This is a genomic window from Sphingobacterium cellulitidis, assembly GCF_043187465.1.
Lineage (GTDB): Bacteria > Bacteroidota > Bacteroidia > Sphingobacteriales > Sphingobacteriaceae > Sphingobacterium > Sphingobacterium cellulitidis.
Window position 1 is genome coordinate 1,289,319 of record NZ_CP171136.1, and the last position, 17,544, is coordinate 1,306,862.

Annotated in this window: 15 protein-coding genes; 12 read left to right on the forward strand and 3 right to left on the reverse strand. The window is 38.4% G+C overall.

All coding sequences use genetic code 11. From position 1 onward, the window contains the following. Window positions 1–67 precede the first annotated feature (67 nt). Together ACF3OC_RS05620 and ACF3OC_RS05625 are read left to right on the forward strand one after the other, a co-directional pair. Window positions 68–2,239 (forward strand): TonB-dependent receptor plug domain-containing protein, encoded by a 2,172-nt coding sequence (locus ACF3OC_RS05620; RefSeq protein WP_094280385.1) that lies wholly within the window; start codon window positions 68–70, stop codon window positions 2,237–2,239. A 5-nt stretch (window positions 2,240–2,244) separates the two neighbouring features. Then, window positions 2,245–3,039, forward strand: coding sequence for a cation transporter (locus tag ACF3OC_RS05625; protein WP_094280386.1), 795 nt, complete (start codon window positions 2,245–2,247; stop codon window positions 3,037–3,039). 60 nt (window positions 3,040–3,099) lie between these two features. Here the strand turns inward: ACF3OC_RS05625 and ACF3OC_RS05630 are convergent, their stop codons facing one another. From ACF3OC_RS05630 to ACF3OC_RS05640, 3 genes are read right to left on the reverse strand one after another with little or no spacing between them, the layout of a single operon-like run. Then, a complete protein-coding gene (locus tag ACF3OC_RS05630) occupies window positions 3,100–3,735 on the reverse strand; it encodes a hypothetical protein (RefSeq protein WP_002993186.1) in 636 nt (211 codons plus the stop codon). Between the two features lie 2 nt (window positions 3,736–3,737). Further along, a complete protein-coding gene (locus ACF3OC_RS05635; RefSeq protein WP_002993187.1) occupies window positions 3,738–4,136 on the reverse strand; it encodes a DUF3408 domain-containing protein in 399 nt (132 codons plus the stop codon). An 11-nt stretch (window positions 4,137–4,147) separates the two neighbouring features. Next, window positions 4,148–4,915 (reverse strand): ParA family protein, encoded by a 768-nt coding sequence (locus tag ACF3OC_RS05640; protein WP_002993188.1) that lies wholly within the window; start codon window positions 4,913–4,915, stop codon window positions 4,148–4,150. Between the two features lie 688 nt (window positions 4,916–5,603). Here ACF3OC_RS05640 and mobA point away from each other — a divergent pair. The 10 genes from mobA (at window position 5,604) to ACF3OC_RS05690 (ending at window position 17,531) form a co-directional block, all read left to right on the forward strand. Continuing rightward, window positions 5,604–6,035, forward strand: a complete 432-nt coding sequence (gene mobA, locus ACF3OC_RS05645; protein ID WP_002993194.1) for a conjugal transfer protein MobA — start codon at window positions 5,604–5,606, stop codon at window positions 6,033–6,035. Window positions 6,036–6,043: 8 nt separating this feature from the next. After that, the gene (gene mobB / locus ACF3OC_RS05650) at window positions 6,044–7,324 is read left to right on the forward strand and encodes a conjugal transfer protein MobB (protein WP_392471078.1); all 1,281 of its coding nucleotides are present in this window, start codon (window positions 6,044–6,046) and stop codon (window positions 7,322–7,324) included. Window positions 7,325–7,420: 96 nt separating this feature from the next. Continuing rightward, on the forward strand, window positions 7,421–7,795 hold the full coding sequence (locus ACF3OC_RS05655; protein WP_002993197.1) for a metalloregulator ArsR/SmtB family transcription factor: 375 nt from the start codon (window positions 7,421–7,423) through the stop codon (window positions 7,793–7,795). Beyond that, window positions 7,792–8,385, forward strand: a complete 594-nt coding sequence (gene merTP, locus ACF3OC_RS05660; RefSeq protein WP_002993200.1) for a mercuric transport protein MerTP — start codon at window positions 7,792–7,794, stop codon at window positions 8,383–8,385. The genes ACF3OC_RS05655 and merTP overlap by 4 nt, the downstream gene beginning before the upstream one ends. A 7-nt stretch (window positions 8,386–8,392) precedes the next feature. Further along, window positions 8,393–8,599, forward strand: coding sequence for a GDCCVxC domain-containing (seleno)protein (locus ACF3OC_RS05665; RefSeq protein WP_002993202.1), 207 nt, complete (start codon window positions 8,393–8,395; stop codon window positions 8,597–8,599). Between the two features lie 197 nt (window positions 8,600–8,796). Continuing rightward, window positions 8,797–10,800: a conjugal transfer protein MobC gene (gene mobC / locus ACF3OC_RS05670; protein WP_209023135.1), complete on the forward strand. Its 2,004-nt coding sequence runs from the start codon at window positions 8,797–8,799 to the stop codon at window positions 10,798–10,800. A 205-nt stretch (window positions 10,801–11,005) separates the two neighbouring features. Then, on the forward strand, window positions 11,006–11,341 hold the full coding sequence (locus tag ACF3OC_RS05675; protein ID WP_209023052.1) for a DUF6660 family protein: 336 nt from the start codon (window positions 11,006–11,008) through the stop codon (window positions 11,339–11,341). A 183-nt stretch (window positions 11,342–11,524) separates the two neighbouring features. Next, window positions 11,525–15,829, forward strand: a complete 4,305-nt coding sequence (locus ACF3OC_RS05680; protein ID WP_371128717.1) for a CusA/CzcA family heavy metal efflux RND transporter — start codon at window positions 11,525–11,527, stop codon at window positions 15,827–15,829. Window positions 15,830–15,837: 8 nt separating this feature from the next. After that, a complete protein-coding gene (locus tag ACF3OC_RS05685; protein WP_094258247.1) occupies window positions 15,838–17,097 on the forward strand; it encodes an efflux RND transporter periplasmic adaptor subunit in 1,260 nt (419 codons plus the stop codon). An 11-nt stretch (window positions 17,098–17,108) separates the two neighbouring features. After that, entirely contained in the window at window positions 17,109–17,531 is a 423-nt protein-coding gene (locus tag ACF3OC_RS05690) for a Fur family transcriptional regulator (protein ID WP_094258248.1), read from the forward strand. Window positions 17,532–17,544 lie beyond the last annotated feature (13 nt).

Here is a 17,544-nt window from a genome sequence, read left to right on the forward strand (position 1 = left end):
CAATAACAGATTACGGTGCTACAAACCGTCAATTCTCATTTTTCAAACATTAATGTTTTTTTATACAATGAAAAAAATAGTCTTTGTGTCATTTTTTATGACACTAAATCTCTGTGTATTTGCACAAAACATTTTAAATGCTGTTATTAGAAACAGTGAAAACAAAAATCTTTTGATTGGAGTGACAGCATCTATAAAAGGAACCTCGCTTGCCGCTACATCAAACGAAAACGGTCTCATCATAATAGAAAATATTCCTGATGGGATACAGGAAATACATTTTAGCTATATCGGTTTTAACGACTATATAGATACATTGGAATTTCCATTAGCTGACAACAGTCCTATTGAAATCTTACTCAAAGAAAGTTCAGAGGAGTTAGAGGAAGTTGTCATTTCATCCACAAGAAGCACAAGGAGTATACAAAATATCCCTACCCGTATTGAATTTATTGGAAGTGAAGAACTGGGCGAAAAAGGGAACATGAAACCGGGAGATATTCGTATGCTTTTAGCGGAAAGCACAGGTATTCACGTACAAACCACTTCGCCTACCAGTGCCAATGCAAGTATTCGTATTCAGGGACTTGATGGAAGATATACACAAATCCTGAAAGACGGTTTCCCCATTTATTCAGGTGCTTCAAGTGGATTGGGTTTGTTACAGATACCACCACTTGACCTCAAACAAGTAGAAGTCATCAAAGGCTCTACATCTACACTATATGGAGGCGGAGCAATAGCTGGACTGGTCAATCTGATTTCCAAAACGCCGACCTATGAGAGAGATTTAGGTTTTCACCTCAATGGAACATCCGGCAGGGGTTTGGATATAAACGGCTTTTATGGACAAAGGTTTAATAAAATTGGAACAACTATATTTGCTTCCCATAACCGTAACGCAGCTTATGATCCTGCTAAGAACGGACTATCCGCTATTCCACAATTCGAACGCTATGTACTGAATCCGAAGCTCTTCGTTTATTTCAATGAAAAGACGAAACTGAACTTCGGTATCAACACAACGATCGAGAGCCGTTTGGGAGGTGATATGCTTTACATCAAAGGAAATGGAGATAATACAAACCAATATTTTGAGGAAAATAAAACACAACGCTATTCCACACAATTTATTTTCGACCATATCATCAATGAAAACAGTACTGTTCAAGTCAAAAATAGTGTAAGTTATTTTAACCGAAATACTACCATTCCAAACTATAAGTTTGAGGGAACACAAACAGCAAGTTTTACCGAAGCCAACTACACCAACAGTACTGAAAAATCGGAATGGGTCACAGGTATTAATATTTGGACGGATAATTTCAAAGAAAAGCAGATTATGGCATCTCCGTTGAGAGATTATAATCAGACTACATTCGGTGCTTTTGTACAAAATTCTTTTAATGCTACGGATTGGTTTCAATTGGAAACAGGTTTTAGAACGGATTATGTTGTGGATTATGGGGTGGTATTCTTACCGAGAGTTTCAGCTCTATTCCACATTGCCGAGGGCTTAACTTCACGAGTTGGTGGTGGATTTGGCTATAAAACACCTACCATTTTTACGGAAGAAAGCGAACGCCTACAATATCAAAATGTAATGCCCATTGACGACAAGACCAATAAATTGGAAAAAAGTTATGGAGCAAATGCAGACATCAATTACCGCACCTACATTGGGGAAGATTGGTCATTTAGCATAAATCAATTGTTCTTTTACACCTATTTGGATAATCCCTTGTTACTTGAAAACTCCTCGGCAAATCTGTATCAGTTTGTTAATTCTCCTGGCTACATCCATACCAAAGGAACAGAAACCAATATTAAAATTGGTTATGATGACCTGAAATTGTTTTTGGGTTATACCTATACAGATGCCCGATTACACCATAATGGAACGACTGTAGAAAGCCCTTTAACACCAAAACACCGCATTAATTCCATCCTGATGTATGAAATAGAAGACAAATGGAAAATTGGTCTGGAAGCCTATTATTTCAGTCGCCAAAAACTGAATAATGGAACTACGGGCAAAGATTACTTTATTACTGGATTTATGGCTGAAAAGATTTGGGAAAGATTTTCTCTGTACATCAACTTTGAAAACTTCCTCGACACCCGACAAACACGCTTTGACAGCATTTATACAGGAACAATAACCAATCCAGTTTTTAAAGACAATTATGCACCTTTGGACGGATTTGTGATTAACGGAGGAATAAAATTTAAGCTTTAAAATAAATGGAAAAAACCATATTCAATATAACTAAAATGGATTGCCCAAGCGAGGAGCAATTAATCCGTATGAAACTGCAAGACTTTGATACGGTAAAAGGATTGGAATTCGATATAGCCAATAGAAAATTAGACGTTTATCACGATGGAAACCCAGAGCCAATTTTTTTGGCTCTGGGAACACTGAATCTAAATACGACATTGGTTTCAACCGAAAAAAGTAATTTCGTTGTTGAAACAGATACAAGCAACAAGCAACGGAAATTACTTTGGATCGTATTGATTATCAACTTCCTGTTCTTTGGATTGGAAATGTTATTCGGTGTTTTTTCAGGCTCAATGGGGTTGGTAGCCGATAGTTTGGATATGCTTGCCGACAGTGTCGTTTACGCATTGGCATTAATCGCCGTGGGTGGAACAATCGCTTTAAAAAACAACATCGCCAGATTTGCAGGATACTTCCAAGTCTTACTGGCTATTATAGGTTTCGTTGAAGTAATCAGACGTTGTATGGGAATTGAAGCTATGCCCGATTTCAAGACAATGATTGTCGTTTCAGTTTTAGCATTGATTGCAAACGTATTTTGCCTTTATCTTTTACAAAAGAACAAAAGTAAAGAAGCGCATATGCAGGCTTCGATGATATTCACATCAAATGATGTCATTATCAATTCGGGAGTTATTGTTGCTGGTCTTTTAGTTAATTGGCTCAATTCAAGTTATCCAGATTTGATTATTGGAGCTATTGTATTTGTAATTGTAGCAAGAGGGGCTTACAGAATATTGAAGTTGGCAAAGTAAATGTAAAAATAAGTTGAGCCTGAAATTTAGTTTTTCAGGCTCAATTAAAATAATTCCGTTTCAGACAAACTCCCCAATATCAAAATCATCTAAATCATTGTTCCGCAAAGTGGAAGAACTGATTTCCGTTTCAGATGAGAGTGAGCTATCCAATAGCTTGGCAATTTTACTGGATGCACCCGCTATAGAATTTTCCAGCAGACTAAATAATTCGGTTCCCTGTATTTTCTGAACGATTGCTATCGCTGTTTCCTTTTGAGATGACTCCAGTTTTTCTTGCTGAAGCAACATCCCCACGGAGCTTAGTTCTTCAAAGGTAACCCCTTGGGCAAAACCATTATCGCCACCAGATATTCCGTACCTGTTCCATTCTTCTTCCTCTTCTTCAAAATCAGGTTGATTGCTAAAAACTTCATCCAGCTCTTCCTGCGGAATCTGAATACTCCTGTTTTCATTTTCGTCGTATTCAATGTCTAAATTATCGGGATTTACCTCTGGTTCCTCAATCTGGCGTTCATTGGCAGTGTTTGGCACTGAAAGGCGTTCTACGGGTTTGGGCTGTCCCATAATATCGGGCAGATCCGGATTGACTTTCTTTTGCGGAGGTTTTTGTTTTGACCTTTTCTTAATGATAATCTTATCCTGCAAAAGCAGGACAATGACGATCAGCAGGCATATTACTATTACAATTTCCATAACTATAAAATTGGTTTAAAACGTTCGTTGAAATAATCTGTAATATCGTCCCCGTACTCTCTAAAATGGTGTTCAAGAATGTTGTCGATATAAGAATAGAGTGTAGTCTTTTCTTCTCTTGTTAATTGTACTATCCGTAACAACCTTTCGTGATATTCTGGACGAATGTAAACGACCTTTCCGTTTCGACCTGAAGGAAAACGATTGACCAGAAATGTCTCCTCATAATCCACCTTCTTTAGGGAGCTATTGCGGGCTTTTGGTTTTGTTTCCTTCTGTATTTTCTGTTGTTGAATAACTTCGGGTATAGTAACAGATTGATTACCACTCATGATATTCATGATTAATTCTTCATCAACATCGGGCTTATCAAAATCTTTTCTTCTCTTATCTGTTGACATACTTAACTATTTTAGAGATTAACAATTTTTAAAAATTCTTCAATAAATAAATCCAGTCTCGTTACTTTCATTAGTTGAGGTTCGGCAGGTAACAGACTTGACCGAAATACACTGTTCGGTGTATCGTCCGTCTCTTTTCTGAAACGTTTACTATCCATTATCCGAGAATTCATCACAGATAAATCGAGTTCGTTAATAACGCTTTGATAAGCCTCGTATATTCCTGTTTTCTCTCGACCATCTACCTGATTCCAAAACATCCACATTTTCTGATCTTCATTACTCTCCTCCGTTTCGGGCAAGCCAAGGAATGCTTTAGTAAAGCTCAGTGTACTTTCCATAACTAGACGGTCAGCACTAATTGGAGAAAAAATAAAATCCATTGTTCTTAAGGTCGTGAGCACACCTTTTGTATTAGCTGTTCCGGGAAGATCAAAAAAAGTTATATCAGGCTCTATTGCAGATTGATTTACGTATTCTAAAGCCTTTGACAAGGCATCCTCCGGTTTACAACTGATAATCGGATATGCTTTTTTATTGATACTTTGATACAACTTCATTGCAGCTCTTTTGTGGTAATCATTCTGCATAATAGTTTTCAAATCCCTTTCCCTCATATTGGCTAAGCTGTGTTGTGGGAAATCACAATCCATTACAAGGACATTAAAAGCTAAACGATAATGCAATACACTTGAAAGTAATGCGGTCATAGTAGATTTTCCAACACCGCCTTTAGGCGTTGAAAAACTAATTTTTAAAGTTTTCTTTTTTGTTTCCATTATTTAAAGATTTATTGTTACACATTTTATTTGTTTGGCAGGTTTGAATATTGGTTTATTTAAATAGTACCTATTTCCTATATGCCTGTATTCCCCTTTTGGAAATTTTCTTGATTGTTATTTGCTTTTATTACCGCTTGGTGGGTAATCATTTTTAGCAACTGGAAAACCTTACAACTTGTAAATTGCTTTACCGCTTTTATGCTTTTACAGTTTTATGTTTTTAAAACCCTATGCTTTTATTCCAAAATTTCTGTACTAAAACCCAATTTATTTTTTATCCTCATTACATTTTTTATTACCTGCACTAAAACTATACGGCAAATAAAGCGATTGAATCGGCTCGTTATTGATGGGTGGTAGTCTTTGGCACCCAAAGGCAGTGTTTGGCTATGTGTCTGATTGTGATGCTCTCATAAGTAGTGTCTTACTTTGTATATAGAATTTTATTAACAGATTTATGCAAAGGCATCTTGAGGAACTGGACAAAAGCAGAACGGCATCAAGCCGTTTATCCCTGCTACATTTAATCCGTCCCGAAGGGCGGATTTTTGTGTTCACCAGAACACGGCAAGTTGTGTTTTGAGCATCTCGAAAAGATTTCCGATGCTCAAAACAACTTGCCCTGCCGGGGGCAGAAAACGTCCTCCGAAGTCGGCGTTTTGTATGAATTAAAAATGGATTAGTGATGAATGAAAACAGCAGAAAGCAGTTAAAAAAGGGCGGGCGTCCTCTAAAAAACGATCCCGCTAAAATCCGGTACACGATTTCCTTTAATGAGGAAGAGCATGCCCGTTTTCTTGACTTATTTGAAAAGTCCGGTATGCAGGTTAAGGCACATTTTATAACCTCTTGCATCTTCGATAAGACGATAAAATCTGTTAAAATAGACAAAGGAACAATTGATTTTTATATGCGATTGACTTCGTTTCACAGTCAATTTCGATCTATTGGCGTGAATTATAATCAGGTCGTAAAGCTATTGTATAAGAACTTTTCGGAGAAAAAGGCAGCAGCATATCTCTATAAATTGGAAAAACATACGGCTGAAATGACCGCCTTGTTTAAAGAAATTGTCCAGATAACGGAAGAATTTGATGTAAAATATCTGAAAAAATAACAGCAGAAATGATTGCGAAAATTGGTAGAAGCGCAAATTTATACGGAGCCTTGGCATATAATCAGCTCAAAGTGGAGAACGAAAATGGACAAATTTTGTTCGCCAATAAGATAATTGAAACTGCTAACGGACATTATTCCGTAGCACAATTAGCCCAATCTTTTGCTCCTTATCTCATCGCCAACCGCAATACCGAGAAACATACGTTGCATATTTCGCTCAATCCTGATCCCAAGGATAATGTAGATGATGATAAGTTTAGGGAAATGGCGGAAGAATATATGCGTGAAATGGGTTACGGCGAACAGCCTTTTGTGGTCTTCAAACATACCGATATTGACCGTAGTCATATCCATATCGTATCGGTCTGCGTGGACGAACAGGGCGTGAAAATTTCGGATAGTTTTGAGAAAATGCGGTCTATGAGTGTATGCCGTGAACTGGAAAGAAAACACGGTCTGATACCCGCAACGGACAAAGAACGTAATCACAATGATAAGGTTTTTCGTCCGGTGGATTATCGGGCAAGTGATATAAAAAGTCAGATTGCTTCGGTCATTCGCCACTTGCCGAACTATTATCAATACCAAACTTTGGTAGAATACAATGCTTTGCTTTCCCTGTTCAATATTACCACCGAGAAAGTGGAGGGAGAATTACACGGAAAGGCACAGCAGGGTTTATTGTACATTCCATTGAATGAGAAAGGCGAAAAAGCAGGACATCCGTTCAAGGCTTCGTTTTTCGGAAAGAACGCAGGGCTTCCGGCTTTGGAATTGCATTTTGCGAAATGCAAAACAACCCTGAAAGATACCGCAACCAAACAGACTTTAAAATCAGCCGTTACCATTGCCCTGCAATCAACGGTTGACGAATTGAGCTTTAAAAAACAGTTAGGCGAGCAAGGTATCAATGTAGTGATACGCAGAAACGATACCGGACGAATTTACGGTATGTCGTTCATTGACCACAACTCTAAAAGCGTTTGGAACGGTTCACGATTGGCAAAAGAACTTTCTGCCAATACCTTTAATGATTATTGGAACAATAATATCAAAGCGGAGATTAAAGAGCCAGTTGCACCCCTACCAAAATTGTCCAAACCAACTGATACGGAGGATTTACCTGCGGAAGAACCACATCATTTGTTCGACTTCTTAAATACTGAAAAACACGAAGACGGTTTGATAGAAGCCTTTGGAGGTTTGCTCATACCTGAAGCACAGGGGGAAGATTACGAGGAACAGGATTTTGCTAATAGGATGAAGAAAAAGAAAAGAAGACTATAGTAAGTCATCTTTTGGAATTAAAATCTGCTTTTAAAACGATTTGTTAAATTGTATTTTAGCATTTGCTTAAATAAACGAATTAACTATATTTGCACTATGGGTAATAATTCTTGTATACGTCAACAAGCAGACATTGAACAAATAAACCGCTGTAAAGACCGGGTTTTAGAGCTTAACGATTCGTTTGATTATTTATCGAATGGGCTTGAATTGGCAGGAAATACCGTAAGACTTAAAATTCTCTTCCTACTTTACGAAGAAAAACGACTTTGTGTTTGCGATATAAGCGACGTTCTTGGAATGACAATCTCGGCAGTTTCACAACATTTACGAAAACTTAAAGACCGTAATCTAGTAGAAACAGACAGGGAGGCCCAAACTATTTTTTATTCATTGACCAAGGAATATGAAAAATTGCTAAAACCGTTTTTTAAAATACTTGATGAAAACAAAGTCATAGAAGCAATATGAAAACAAACAACAAACTTATCGGCGCAGGACTTTTGACTGCAATTGCAGCTTCACTTTGTTGCGTTACACCAGTTTTGGCTCTCATTGCAGGAACAAGCGGACTTGCCTCCACTTTTTCTTGGCTTGAATCTTTCAGACCGTATTTTATCGGTTTGACAATTTTGGTTCTTGGTTTTGCTTGGTATCAAAAGTTAAAGCCTAAAAAGCAAATTGATTGCAATTGTGAAACAGCAGAAAAACCAAAATTCATTCAGTCGAAAACGTTTTTAGGAATTGTAACATCATTTGCAATAGTAATGCTTGCTTTTCCATATTATTCAAGTGTTTTCTACCCAAAGACAGAAAAGCAAATCATAATAGTGGACAAATCCAATATTGAAAAAGTAGAATTTACGATTAGCGGAATGACTTGTGCAAGTTGTGAAGAACACATAAATCACGAAGTGAATAAATTGATAGGGATTGTCAATCTAAAAGCTTCTTATGAAAATGGAAATACAATCGTAGAGTTTGACAACTCGAAAACAAATATTTCTGAAATTGAAAAAGCAATAAACTCAACAGGGTATTCTGTAACCGCGAAAAATTAAAATTAAAATGGAAATCAAATTGCAATCAATAATCACTTGCCCCAACTGCGGACACAAGAAAGAAGAAACAATGCCGACAGATGCTTGCCAATATTTTTACGAATGTGAAAAGTGCAAACATGTTCTTAAACCAAAGCAAGGCGACTGTTGTGTTTATTGTAGTTATGGAAATGTTCCTTGTCCACCTATTCAGCAAAACAAAAAATGTTGCTAACGGGTATAAAACAAAAGAAGGTCGATATAACTAAAGTATTTTTATTTTACTACCTATAAATATTACTATATAAAAGGGGTATAGAAGCTATACCTCTTAGACCCAGCCGAACCCTGCCACTCACCGCCATCCACTACCACTTTTCCAAAGCCAATCTTTATAGTCTTTAAATTCACGCCCGAACATTAAAATTAAAAATAATGCAAGGAGAAGACGATTTAAGAGGTTTAGCCAAAATAATGGCTTTTATGAGAGCAGTTAGTATTCTATTAGTACTGATGCATCTTTATTGGTTTTGTTATGGTTTCTTTATGGAACGTGGCTGGACACTAGAAGTAATCAATAAAATATTAGGGAATTTTGACCGAACAGCCGGTTTGTTTTCGCATACTTTATATACCAAAGTATTTGCAATCGTGTTATTGGCTTTAAGCTGTTTGGGAACCAAAGGCGTGAAGAACGAGAAGATAACCTGGTCAAAGATTTACGTGGCTTTGGGAATTGGTTTTTTGCTGTTCTTTCTGAATACACCACTGTTAAAGTTGTCGCCCATCATTGGCACATTCTTTTATATACTGACTATCGGACTAGGTTATATTGCTTTGCTGATGGCTGGGGTTTGGATAAGCAGGTTATTGAAAAACAACCTGATGGATGATGTTTTCAATATGGAGAACGAAAGTTTTATGCAGGAAACCAAATTGATGGAAAATGAATATTCCGTAAACCTGCCTACTAAATTTTGGTACAATAAAAAGGAACACAAGGGCTGGATCAATATCGTAAATCCTTTCAGAGCAACGATTGTTTTGGGGACTCCGGGTTCTGGTAAATCGTATGCCGTCGTTAACAATTATATCAAGCAACAAATTGAAAAAGGTTTTTCGATGTATATCTACGATTTCAAGTTTGACGACCTTTCTACTATTGCTTATAATCATTTATTGAAACATCAGGATAAGTACGAAATAAAACCAAAGTTCTACGTCATCAACTTTGACGATCCACGCAAGAGCCATCGTTGCAATCCGCTCAATCCAGATTTTATGACTGACATATCCGATGCTTACGAAGCCGCTTACACGATTATGTTGAACCTCAACAGAAGCTGGATACAAAAACAAGGAGATTTCTTTGTCGAATCTCCAATTATTCTTTTAGCGGCTATCATCTGGTTTTTAAAAATTTACGAGAATGGTAAGTATTGCACCTTTCCACACGCCATTGAATTGCTGAATAAAAAGTATTCGGATGTATTTACCATTTTAACTTCGTATCCTGATTTGGAAAACTATCTTTCACCATTTATGGATGCTTGGCAAGGCGGAGCACAAGACCAGTTGCAGGGACAAATTGCATCGGCTAAAATCCCTTTGTCACGAATGATATCACCGCAGTTGTATTGGGTTATGACAGGCGATGATTTTTCATTGGACATCAACAACCCGAACGAGCCGAAGATTTTGTGCGTGGGTAACAATCCCGACCGTCAAAATATCTACTCCGCAGCTTTGGGCTTGTACAACTCCCGAATTGTCAAGCTCATCAATAAGAAAGGACAATTAAAGAGTTCGGTTATTATAGATGAGTTGCCCACGATTTATTTTAGAGGGTTGGACAATCTTATCGCAACGGCGAGAAGTAATAAGGTGGCTGTGTGCTTGGGCTTTCAGGACTTTTCGCAGTTGATACGTGATTACGGCGATAAAGAAGCTAAAGTTATTCAAAACACCGTAGGTAATGTATTCAGTGGACAGGTTGTAGGAGAAACGGCAAAAAGCCTTTCGGAACGTTTTGGAAAAGTATTACAGAAACGTCAAAGTATGACGATAAACCGTAATGATAAATCAACTTCTATTTCTACACAATTAGACAGCCTTATTCCGGCTTCCAAAATTTCAACCTTAACGCAGGGTATGTTTGTCGGTTCTGTATCGGATAATTTTGACGATCGTATCGAACAAAAGATATTTCACGCAGAAATCGTGGTCGATAATGAAAAGGTAGCCGCCGAAACAAAAGCCTATCAAAAGATACCGCAAATCCTATCCTTTGTAGATGAGCAAGGCGAGGATAAAATGAAGCAGGAAATTGAAAGCAATTACCGTCAGATAAAATCAGATATTCTGCATATCGTCGAAAGTGAAATGGAACGGATTAAGAATGACCCGAACTTACAGCATTTGATACAGCAAGAGTAATAAAGGTACAAGTGGAAATTTTTAGTATAGACTAAAAAATATTGGCGATACTTCTTCTTAAATTTAGTATGGAGTGTCGCCAATATTGTTTTGAACAGTATGTAAAACAAATATTCAGAATGAAAAAGGATATTATATAAAATAGTAATTATTCAAAACAATGCAATGCCATTGCATTACTTTTTTACTAACTTTGCAAAAGAATATGAAAGTCTTTTTTTCCATATTGGCAATTTATATGATGGCGGTATTTTTAATGCCTTGTACCGATATGTATGAAAAGGAGAGTTTTCAAAACCATAACCATTCAGAAGAATTAGCCCATAAAGCAAGCCACGACCATCAGGAAAAACCTGATATGTGCAGTCCGTTTTGTTTATGCGGTTGTTGTGGAATGGTGTCGGGCATAGTGCTTCAATGGAATGTATATAACTTAGTTAAGAAGACCTTTGACTTGTCTAAGGCCAAAGTTTACTATAAATCTATCTTTATATCCCTCTATCTGGGAGAAATTTGGCAACCGCCAAAGATTAATGCATAATTTTTAATGTTTAAATGATTACAGCTTAATGCTAACAGCGTTAGCTTGGTTTTTAGGGTATTTATATTCCCTAAAAACATAATCATTATGATTTTATCATTATTTATCCATCATTAATCATCACAAAAAGTGTTAAATAACATTATAAAATTCTCTATAAAGAATAAGTTCATTATAGGATTAATGACCTTATTACTCATCATTTGGGGGGTATGGAGTGCCACGAAAATCCCCATTGATGCCCAACCTGACATTACAAACAATCAGGTTCAGATTATTACCCTGTCACCAACATTAGCAGGACAGGAGGTGGAGCAACTGGTTACATTTCCTGTAGAGCAAAGTATCGTCAATCTTCCCAAAGTAGAAGAAATAAGAAGTGTTTCGAGGTTTGGACTATCTGTTGTAACCGTAGTGTTTCAAGACAATGTCGATATTTATTTTGCAAGACAGTTGGTAAGCCAACAGCTGAAAGAAGCACAAGACCAGATACCTGATGGAGTTGGAACGCCTGAACTTGCTCCTGTCAGTACAGGTCTTGGCGAAGTGTACCAATACATTCTCCATCCCAAACAAGGAAGCGAAGATAAATATTCTGCAATGGATTTACGGACAATGCAGGATTGGATTGTCGCCAGACAACTTTACGGTACTCCGGGAATTGCAGAAGTTAATAGTTTCGGCGGTCTGCTCAAACAATACGAGGTATCCGTTGACCCTAACCGCATCAAAGCGATGGACGTCAGTATCTCCGATATTTTTACTGCACTCGAAAACAACAACCAAAATACCGGAGGCGCTTATATTGATAAGAAACCCAATGCATACTTCATTCGGGGAATTGGTTTAGTCACTTCACTGGAAGATGTAGGTAATATTGTTGTTAAAAATACGGAAAGTGTTCCGGTATTCATCAAAGATGTAGCAAAAGTACAATTTGGTCACGCTACCCGATACGGAGCAATGACCTATAACGGCGAAGTAGATGCTGTGGGAGGTATTGTAATGATGCTCAAGGGAGAAAACACTGCTACGGTCGTAAAAAACATCAAAGAAAAAATACCGGTTATCCAACAATCTCTACCCGATGATGTGGTCATAGAACCTTATTTGGATAGAATGAACCTGGTAGATAGAGCGATAAGTACTGTCGAAAAAAACCTAATTGAAGGTGCATTAATCGTAATATTTGTATTGATTATCTTCTTAGGGAATTTCAGGGCAGGTTTAATCGTCGCATCAGCTATACCGTTATCAATGCTTTTTGCATTGGGAATGATGAGGTTATTTGGCGTAAGTGCCAACCTGATGAGTTTGGGAGCTATTGATTTCGGATTGATAGTGGACGGTTCGCTGATCGTTGTTGAAGCCACAATGCACCATTTGGGCTTACGGAAATCCACTCAAAAACTTACGCAGGCAGAAATGGACGAGGAGGTGTATGAATCTGCAAGAAAAATCCGTACGAGTGCAGCATTTGGAGAAATCATTATCCTCATTGTTTATATTCCTATCCTTACTTTGGTCGGCATAGAAGGAAAAATGTTTACGCCAATGGCGCAGACCGTAAGTTTCGCCATTTTCGGAGCTTTGATTTTGTCCTTTACCTATATCCCGATGATGAGTGCCTTGTGTCTGTCTAAAAAACCGATTACCAAAAGGAATTTTTCAGACAAAATGATGGACTATCTTCAAGGGGTTTATAAGCCTTTGTTAGAAAAAGCCATTCGGATAAAATATGTGATTATTGCGGTTGCCGTCGGACTTTTTACCATAAGTATATTCCTTTTTTCACGGATGGGCGGAGAGTTCCTGCCAACATTGGGCGAGGGCGATTTTGCTTTCCATTGTATTTTGCCGCAAGGAACATCCTTAAGCCAAAGTCTGGAAACCTCTATGCAGGCATCTAAGATAATCAAGGAGTTTGACGAAGTAAAAATGGTTGTAGGAAAAACGGGGGCTGCCGAAGTACCGACAGACCCGATGCCGCCCGAAGCGACCGACCTGATGATTATTCTTAAACCACAGGACGAATGGAAAACAAAGAAATCGTATGACGAACTTTCCAATGAAATGATGGAGAAACTCGAAGTTATTCCCGGTGTATTCTTTGAAGCCAACCAGCCGATACAGATGAGGTTTAATGAACTGATGACGGGTATCAGGCAAGATGTAGCTGTGAAAATATTCGGAGAGAACCTCGACAGTTTGTTGATTTATGCCAATAAAGCCAATGCCATTATTCAAACGGTAGAGGGTGCAACCGCTCCGCAGGTAGAACGGATAGCAGGTCTTCCACAGATTAATATCGAATACGACCGTACCCGAATAGCCAACTATGGCTTGAATGTACAGGAGATAAACGATATTGTCAGTACTGCGTTTGCAGGTAAATCAGCAGGCGTGGTTTATGAAAATGAGCGTAGATTTGATTTGGTGGTACGGCTTGATGAAGAACACCGCAGTTCTATTGAGGATGTGAGCAATCTGTTTATTCCACTTCCAAACGGAGAGCAGGTTCCACTTTCGCAGGTTGCCAACATTGACTATAAATTAGGTCCTGCACAAATCAGCCGTGAAGGAGGAAAACGAAGGATATATGTCGGATTTAATGTACAAGGGCGGGATGTAGCAAGTGTTGTAGAAGAAATTCAGGATAAGTTGGCTGAACAGGTTAAGCTACCGACAGGATATTATTTTACCTATGGCGGTCAGTTTGAGAACCTCCAAAAAGCTACTGACAGATTACTGATTGCAGTACCTATCGCCCTGCTTTTGATTTTTACCTTATTGTACTTCACGTTTCATTCGTTCAAGGAAGCCGTTTTGGTCTATACAGCTATCCCGATGAGTGCCATTGGAGGTGTGTTTGCCCTATTGTTGAGGGATATGCCATTCAGCATATCAGCAGGTGTAGGGTTTATCGCTTTGTTTGGTGTTGCTGTTCTGAACGGGATTGTACTGATTTCCACATTCAACAGATTGGAAAAAGAGGGTTGGAACGAGATTATCCCGAGAATTATCGAGGGGGCTAAAACAAGACTAAGACCCGTATTAATGACAGCGTCGGTAGCAAGTTTAGGTTTCTTACCGATGGCATTGAGTACAAGTGCGGGTGCAGAAGTACAAAAACCGTTGGCAACGGTCGTTATCGGCGGATTGATGTCAGCAACGGCATTGACGTTATTCGTACTGCCTTTACTATACCTCGTATTTATGAGAAATCATAAGCCTACAAAAAATAATAAAATGAAAGCCATAACACCTATATTGTTACTGTTTACGTTCTTAGGCTTTTCTCAAACCAGTAATGCACAAAATCCTGTAAACGTAGATAGAGCTATCGAAATAGCTATGGAAAATAACCCTCAGCTCCGTTCCAAAAAATTGGAGATTCAATCTACCCAAAGTTTGAGTAAGACAGCATATGAGCTACCGAAAACCGATTTAAATTTCCAATATGGGAATACAGATGGATTTGAGTACAATGACGGTTTCCAAATTTCGCAGACTATACCCTTTCCAACACTTTTTGGGGTAAAGAAAAACCTTGTCAAAGAGCAAGTCAAAGGGCAGGAATGGTCAAAGGCTCTGACAGAAAATGAGCTAAGAAAGCAGGTAAGAACATATTATTATCAGTTAGCGTATCTGGAACATAATGCTTCGGTATTGAAGTATTTGGATAGTATTTATGCAGACTTTATCCGTGTGGCGGAGCTGCGTTATAAAACAGGAGATATAGGGCGGATAGAAGTCAGTACGGCTGTTACCAAAAAGGGGGAAATCAATATATTGCTCCAGCAAAATGAGGTCTTCAGGCAAAATGCCTATCAGAATCTTAAAAACCTGATGCAGACAAAGGAAGATTTTGCCATTGAACCCAAATCAGACTATGAACCATTACTTTTGACTTCTTTCATAGACAGTTCAGCTATTGAAAACCACCCAAGCATCCAGCTATTGTATCAGGAGGCTAAAATCGCTGAACAGAACAAGAAGTTGGAACGGGCAAATAGCCTGCCTGATTTTACGTTCGGTTATAATAATATATCGCTGATAGGAATGCACAGTAGAAACGGCGTGGAACAATTTTACGGCAGAGGACAGCGGTTCAGTTTTGTTGATGTAGGCATAACCATTCCACTCTTTACTACGACCAGAGCGAAAATCCGTTCCCTTGATTATCAAAAACAATCATTGGAACTGAATGCCCAATGGCAACAACAGCAGCTAAAAACGGAGTTGGCAAATGCCCTGAAACAATATGAACAGAATGTTTCACAGTTTACCTATTTCAAGGAGCAGGCACTTCCGAATGCTGATGAAATCATCAATGCGGCAAAGTTAGGGTACAGTACCGGAGATATTTCTTATGTGGAGTACCTCTTTGCCTTGCAGACAACAACCGATATTCAGCTTAATTATCTAAAGAGCATACAGCAAATCAATGAGGCTGTAACGCTTATTCATTCATTAATCAGCAAATAATACAAAATATGAAACGTATCATCAATAATATAGTTTTCAGCGTTTTTGTCCTCGTAGCAATCTTTGCTTTGAACGCCTGTACAAATAAACATACGGAGGACGACGGACATAATCACGGTAGCGAAGCAGCAGCAACAACGGACGAACACGAAGAAGAAAACGTTGCGGTACTGACCGATGAACAGATAAAAGCTGTAGGTATCGAAATCGGGATGATTGAACAGAAACAATTGTCCGCAACATTGAAAGCCAACGGTGGATTGAGAGTACCCAACAGCAACAAGGCAAATGCAACTTCAATGTTTGGCGGCGTTATCAAATCCCTCAATGTGGAGATAGGCGATTTCGTAAAAAAAGGTCAGGTCATCGCCACTATTTCCAATCCGGAATTCATACAATTACAGGAAGAATACCTAAGCATCAATAGCAGGATAGAATTTGCAGAGCAGGAAGTTGCAAGACAAAGAGAGCTGAACGAGGGAAATGCAGGTGCAAAGAAAAACCTGCAAAGTGCCACATCTGAATTGAACACGTTGAGAACACGAAAAGCATCGTTACAACAACAAATCCAAATGATGGGCATTAATCCGGCTTCCCTGTCAAATTCCAGCCTTAAATCCTCGTTGGTCGTTACAAGTCCGATAGGCGGTACGGTAAGTAACGTTTTTGCCAAAATCGGAAGCTATGTAGATGTGTCTTCGCCTATTGCCGAAATAATAGAGAACACAGCATTGCACTTGGACTTACAGGTTTATGAAAAAGATATTCCCCTAATCAAAATAGGTCAGAAAATAGATTTTGTCGTAACCAACAACCCCAATAAGACCCATTCTGCCGAAGTTTATAGTATAGGTTCATCTTTTAGCGGAGAGAGCAAAACCATTGCCGTTCACAGCAGAATTACCGGAGATAAAACAGGATTGATTGACGGAATGAGCATAACCGGAAATGTAAGTTTAGATGATGTATTAAGTACGGCTGTACCCAACGAAGCGGTTGTCAATGCAGACGGGAAATATTACATCTTTTTGGTCAAGGAGCAGGAAGAAGAACCGCACGACCATAAAGAAGATGAGGCTCACGACCACGGTTCGGAAAATGGAACTCAATTTACAAGAATGGAGGTCGTTAAAGGTGCTTCTCAATTGGGTTACACGGCGATAACGCCTGTAAATGAAATTCCACACGGTACACATATCGTGATAAAAGGTGCGTTTTTTGTGAATGCAAAAATGAATGATACCGGAGAACACGGTCACGCTCACTAAAATGGTATATAATGAAAAAAAGCATTGAACAAAAGCTGTTGTCAAAGAACACCAATCCGACCAGTATGCGGATATTGGTATATGATTTCTTGGAGCAACAGCAGACAGCGATGTCCTTATCTGAAATCGAAAGTCATTTCTATAAAGCAGACAGGGTTACGATTTACAGGACTTTGAAAACTTTCGAGGAAAAAGGCATTGTACACAGTATTCAGGAGAACACTACCGTTAAGTATATTTTGTGTCACGATGGGTGTGATGAAGAAACACACAAAGATTGGCACTTACATTTCTATTGTAAAATCTGTAAACAGACAACCTGTAAGGAGGATTTTATAATACCGCAGAATGGAAACCAAAATTACCGTATTGACGAAATAAAACTATTTGGTAAAGGTATTTGCGAGAACTGTTTAAAGGAGAGTTTGCAATAGCATTGCAGGCTCT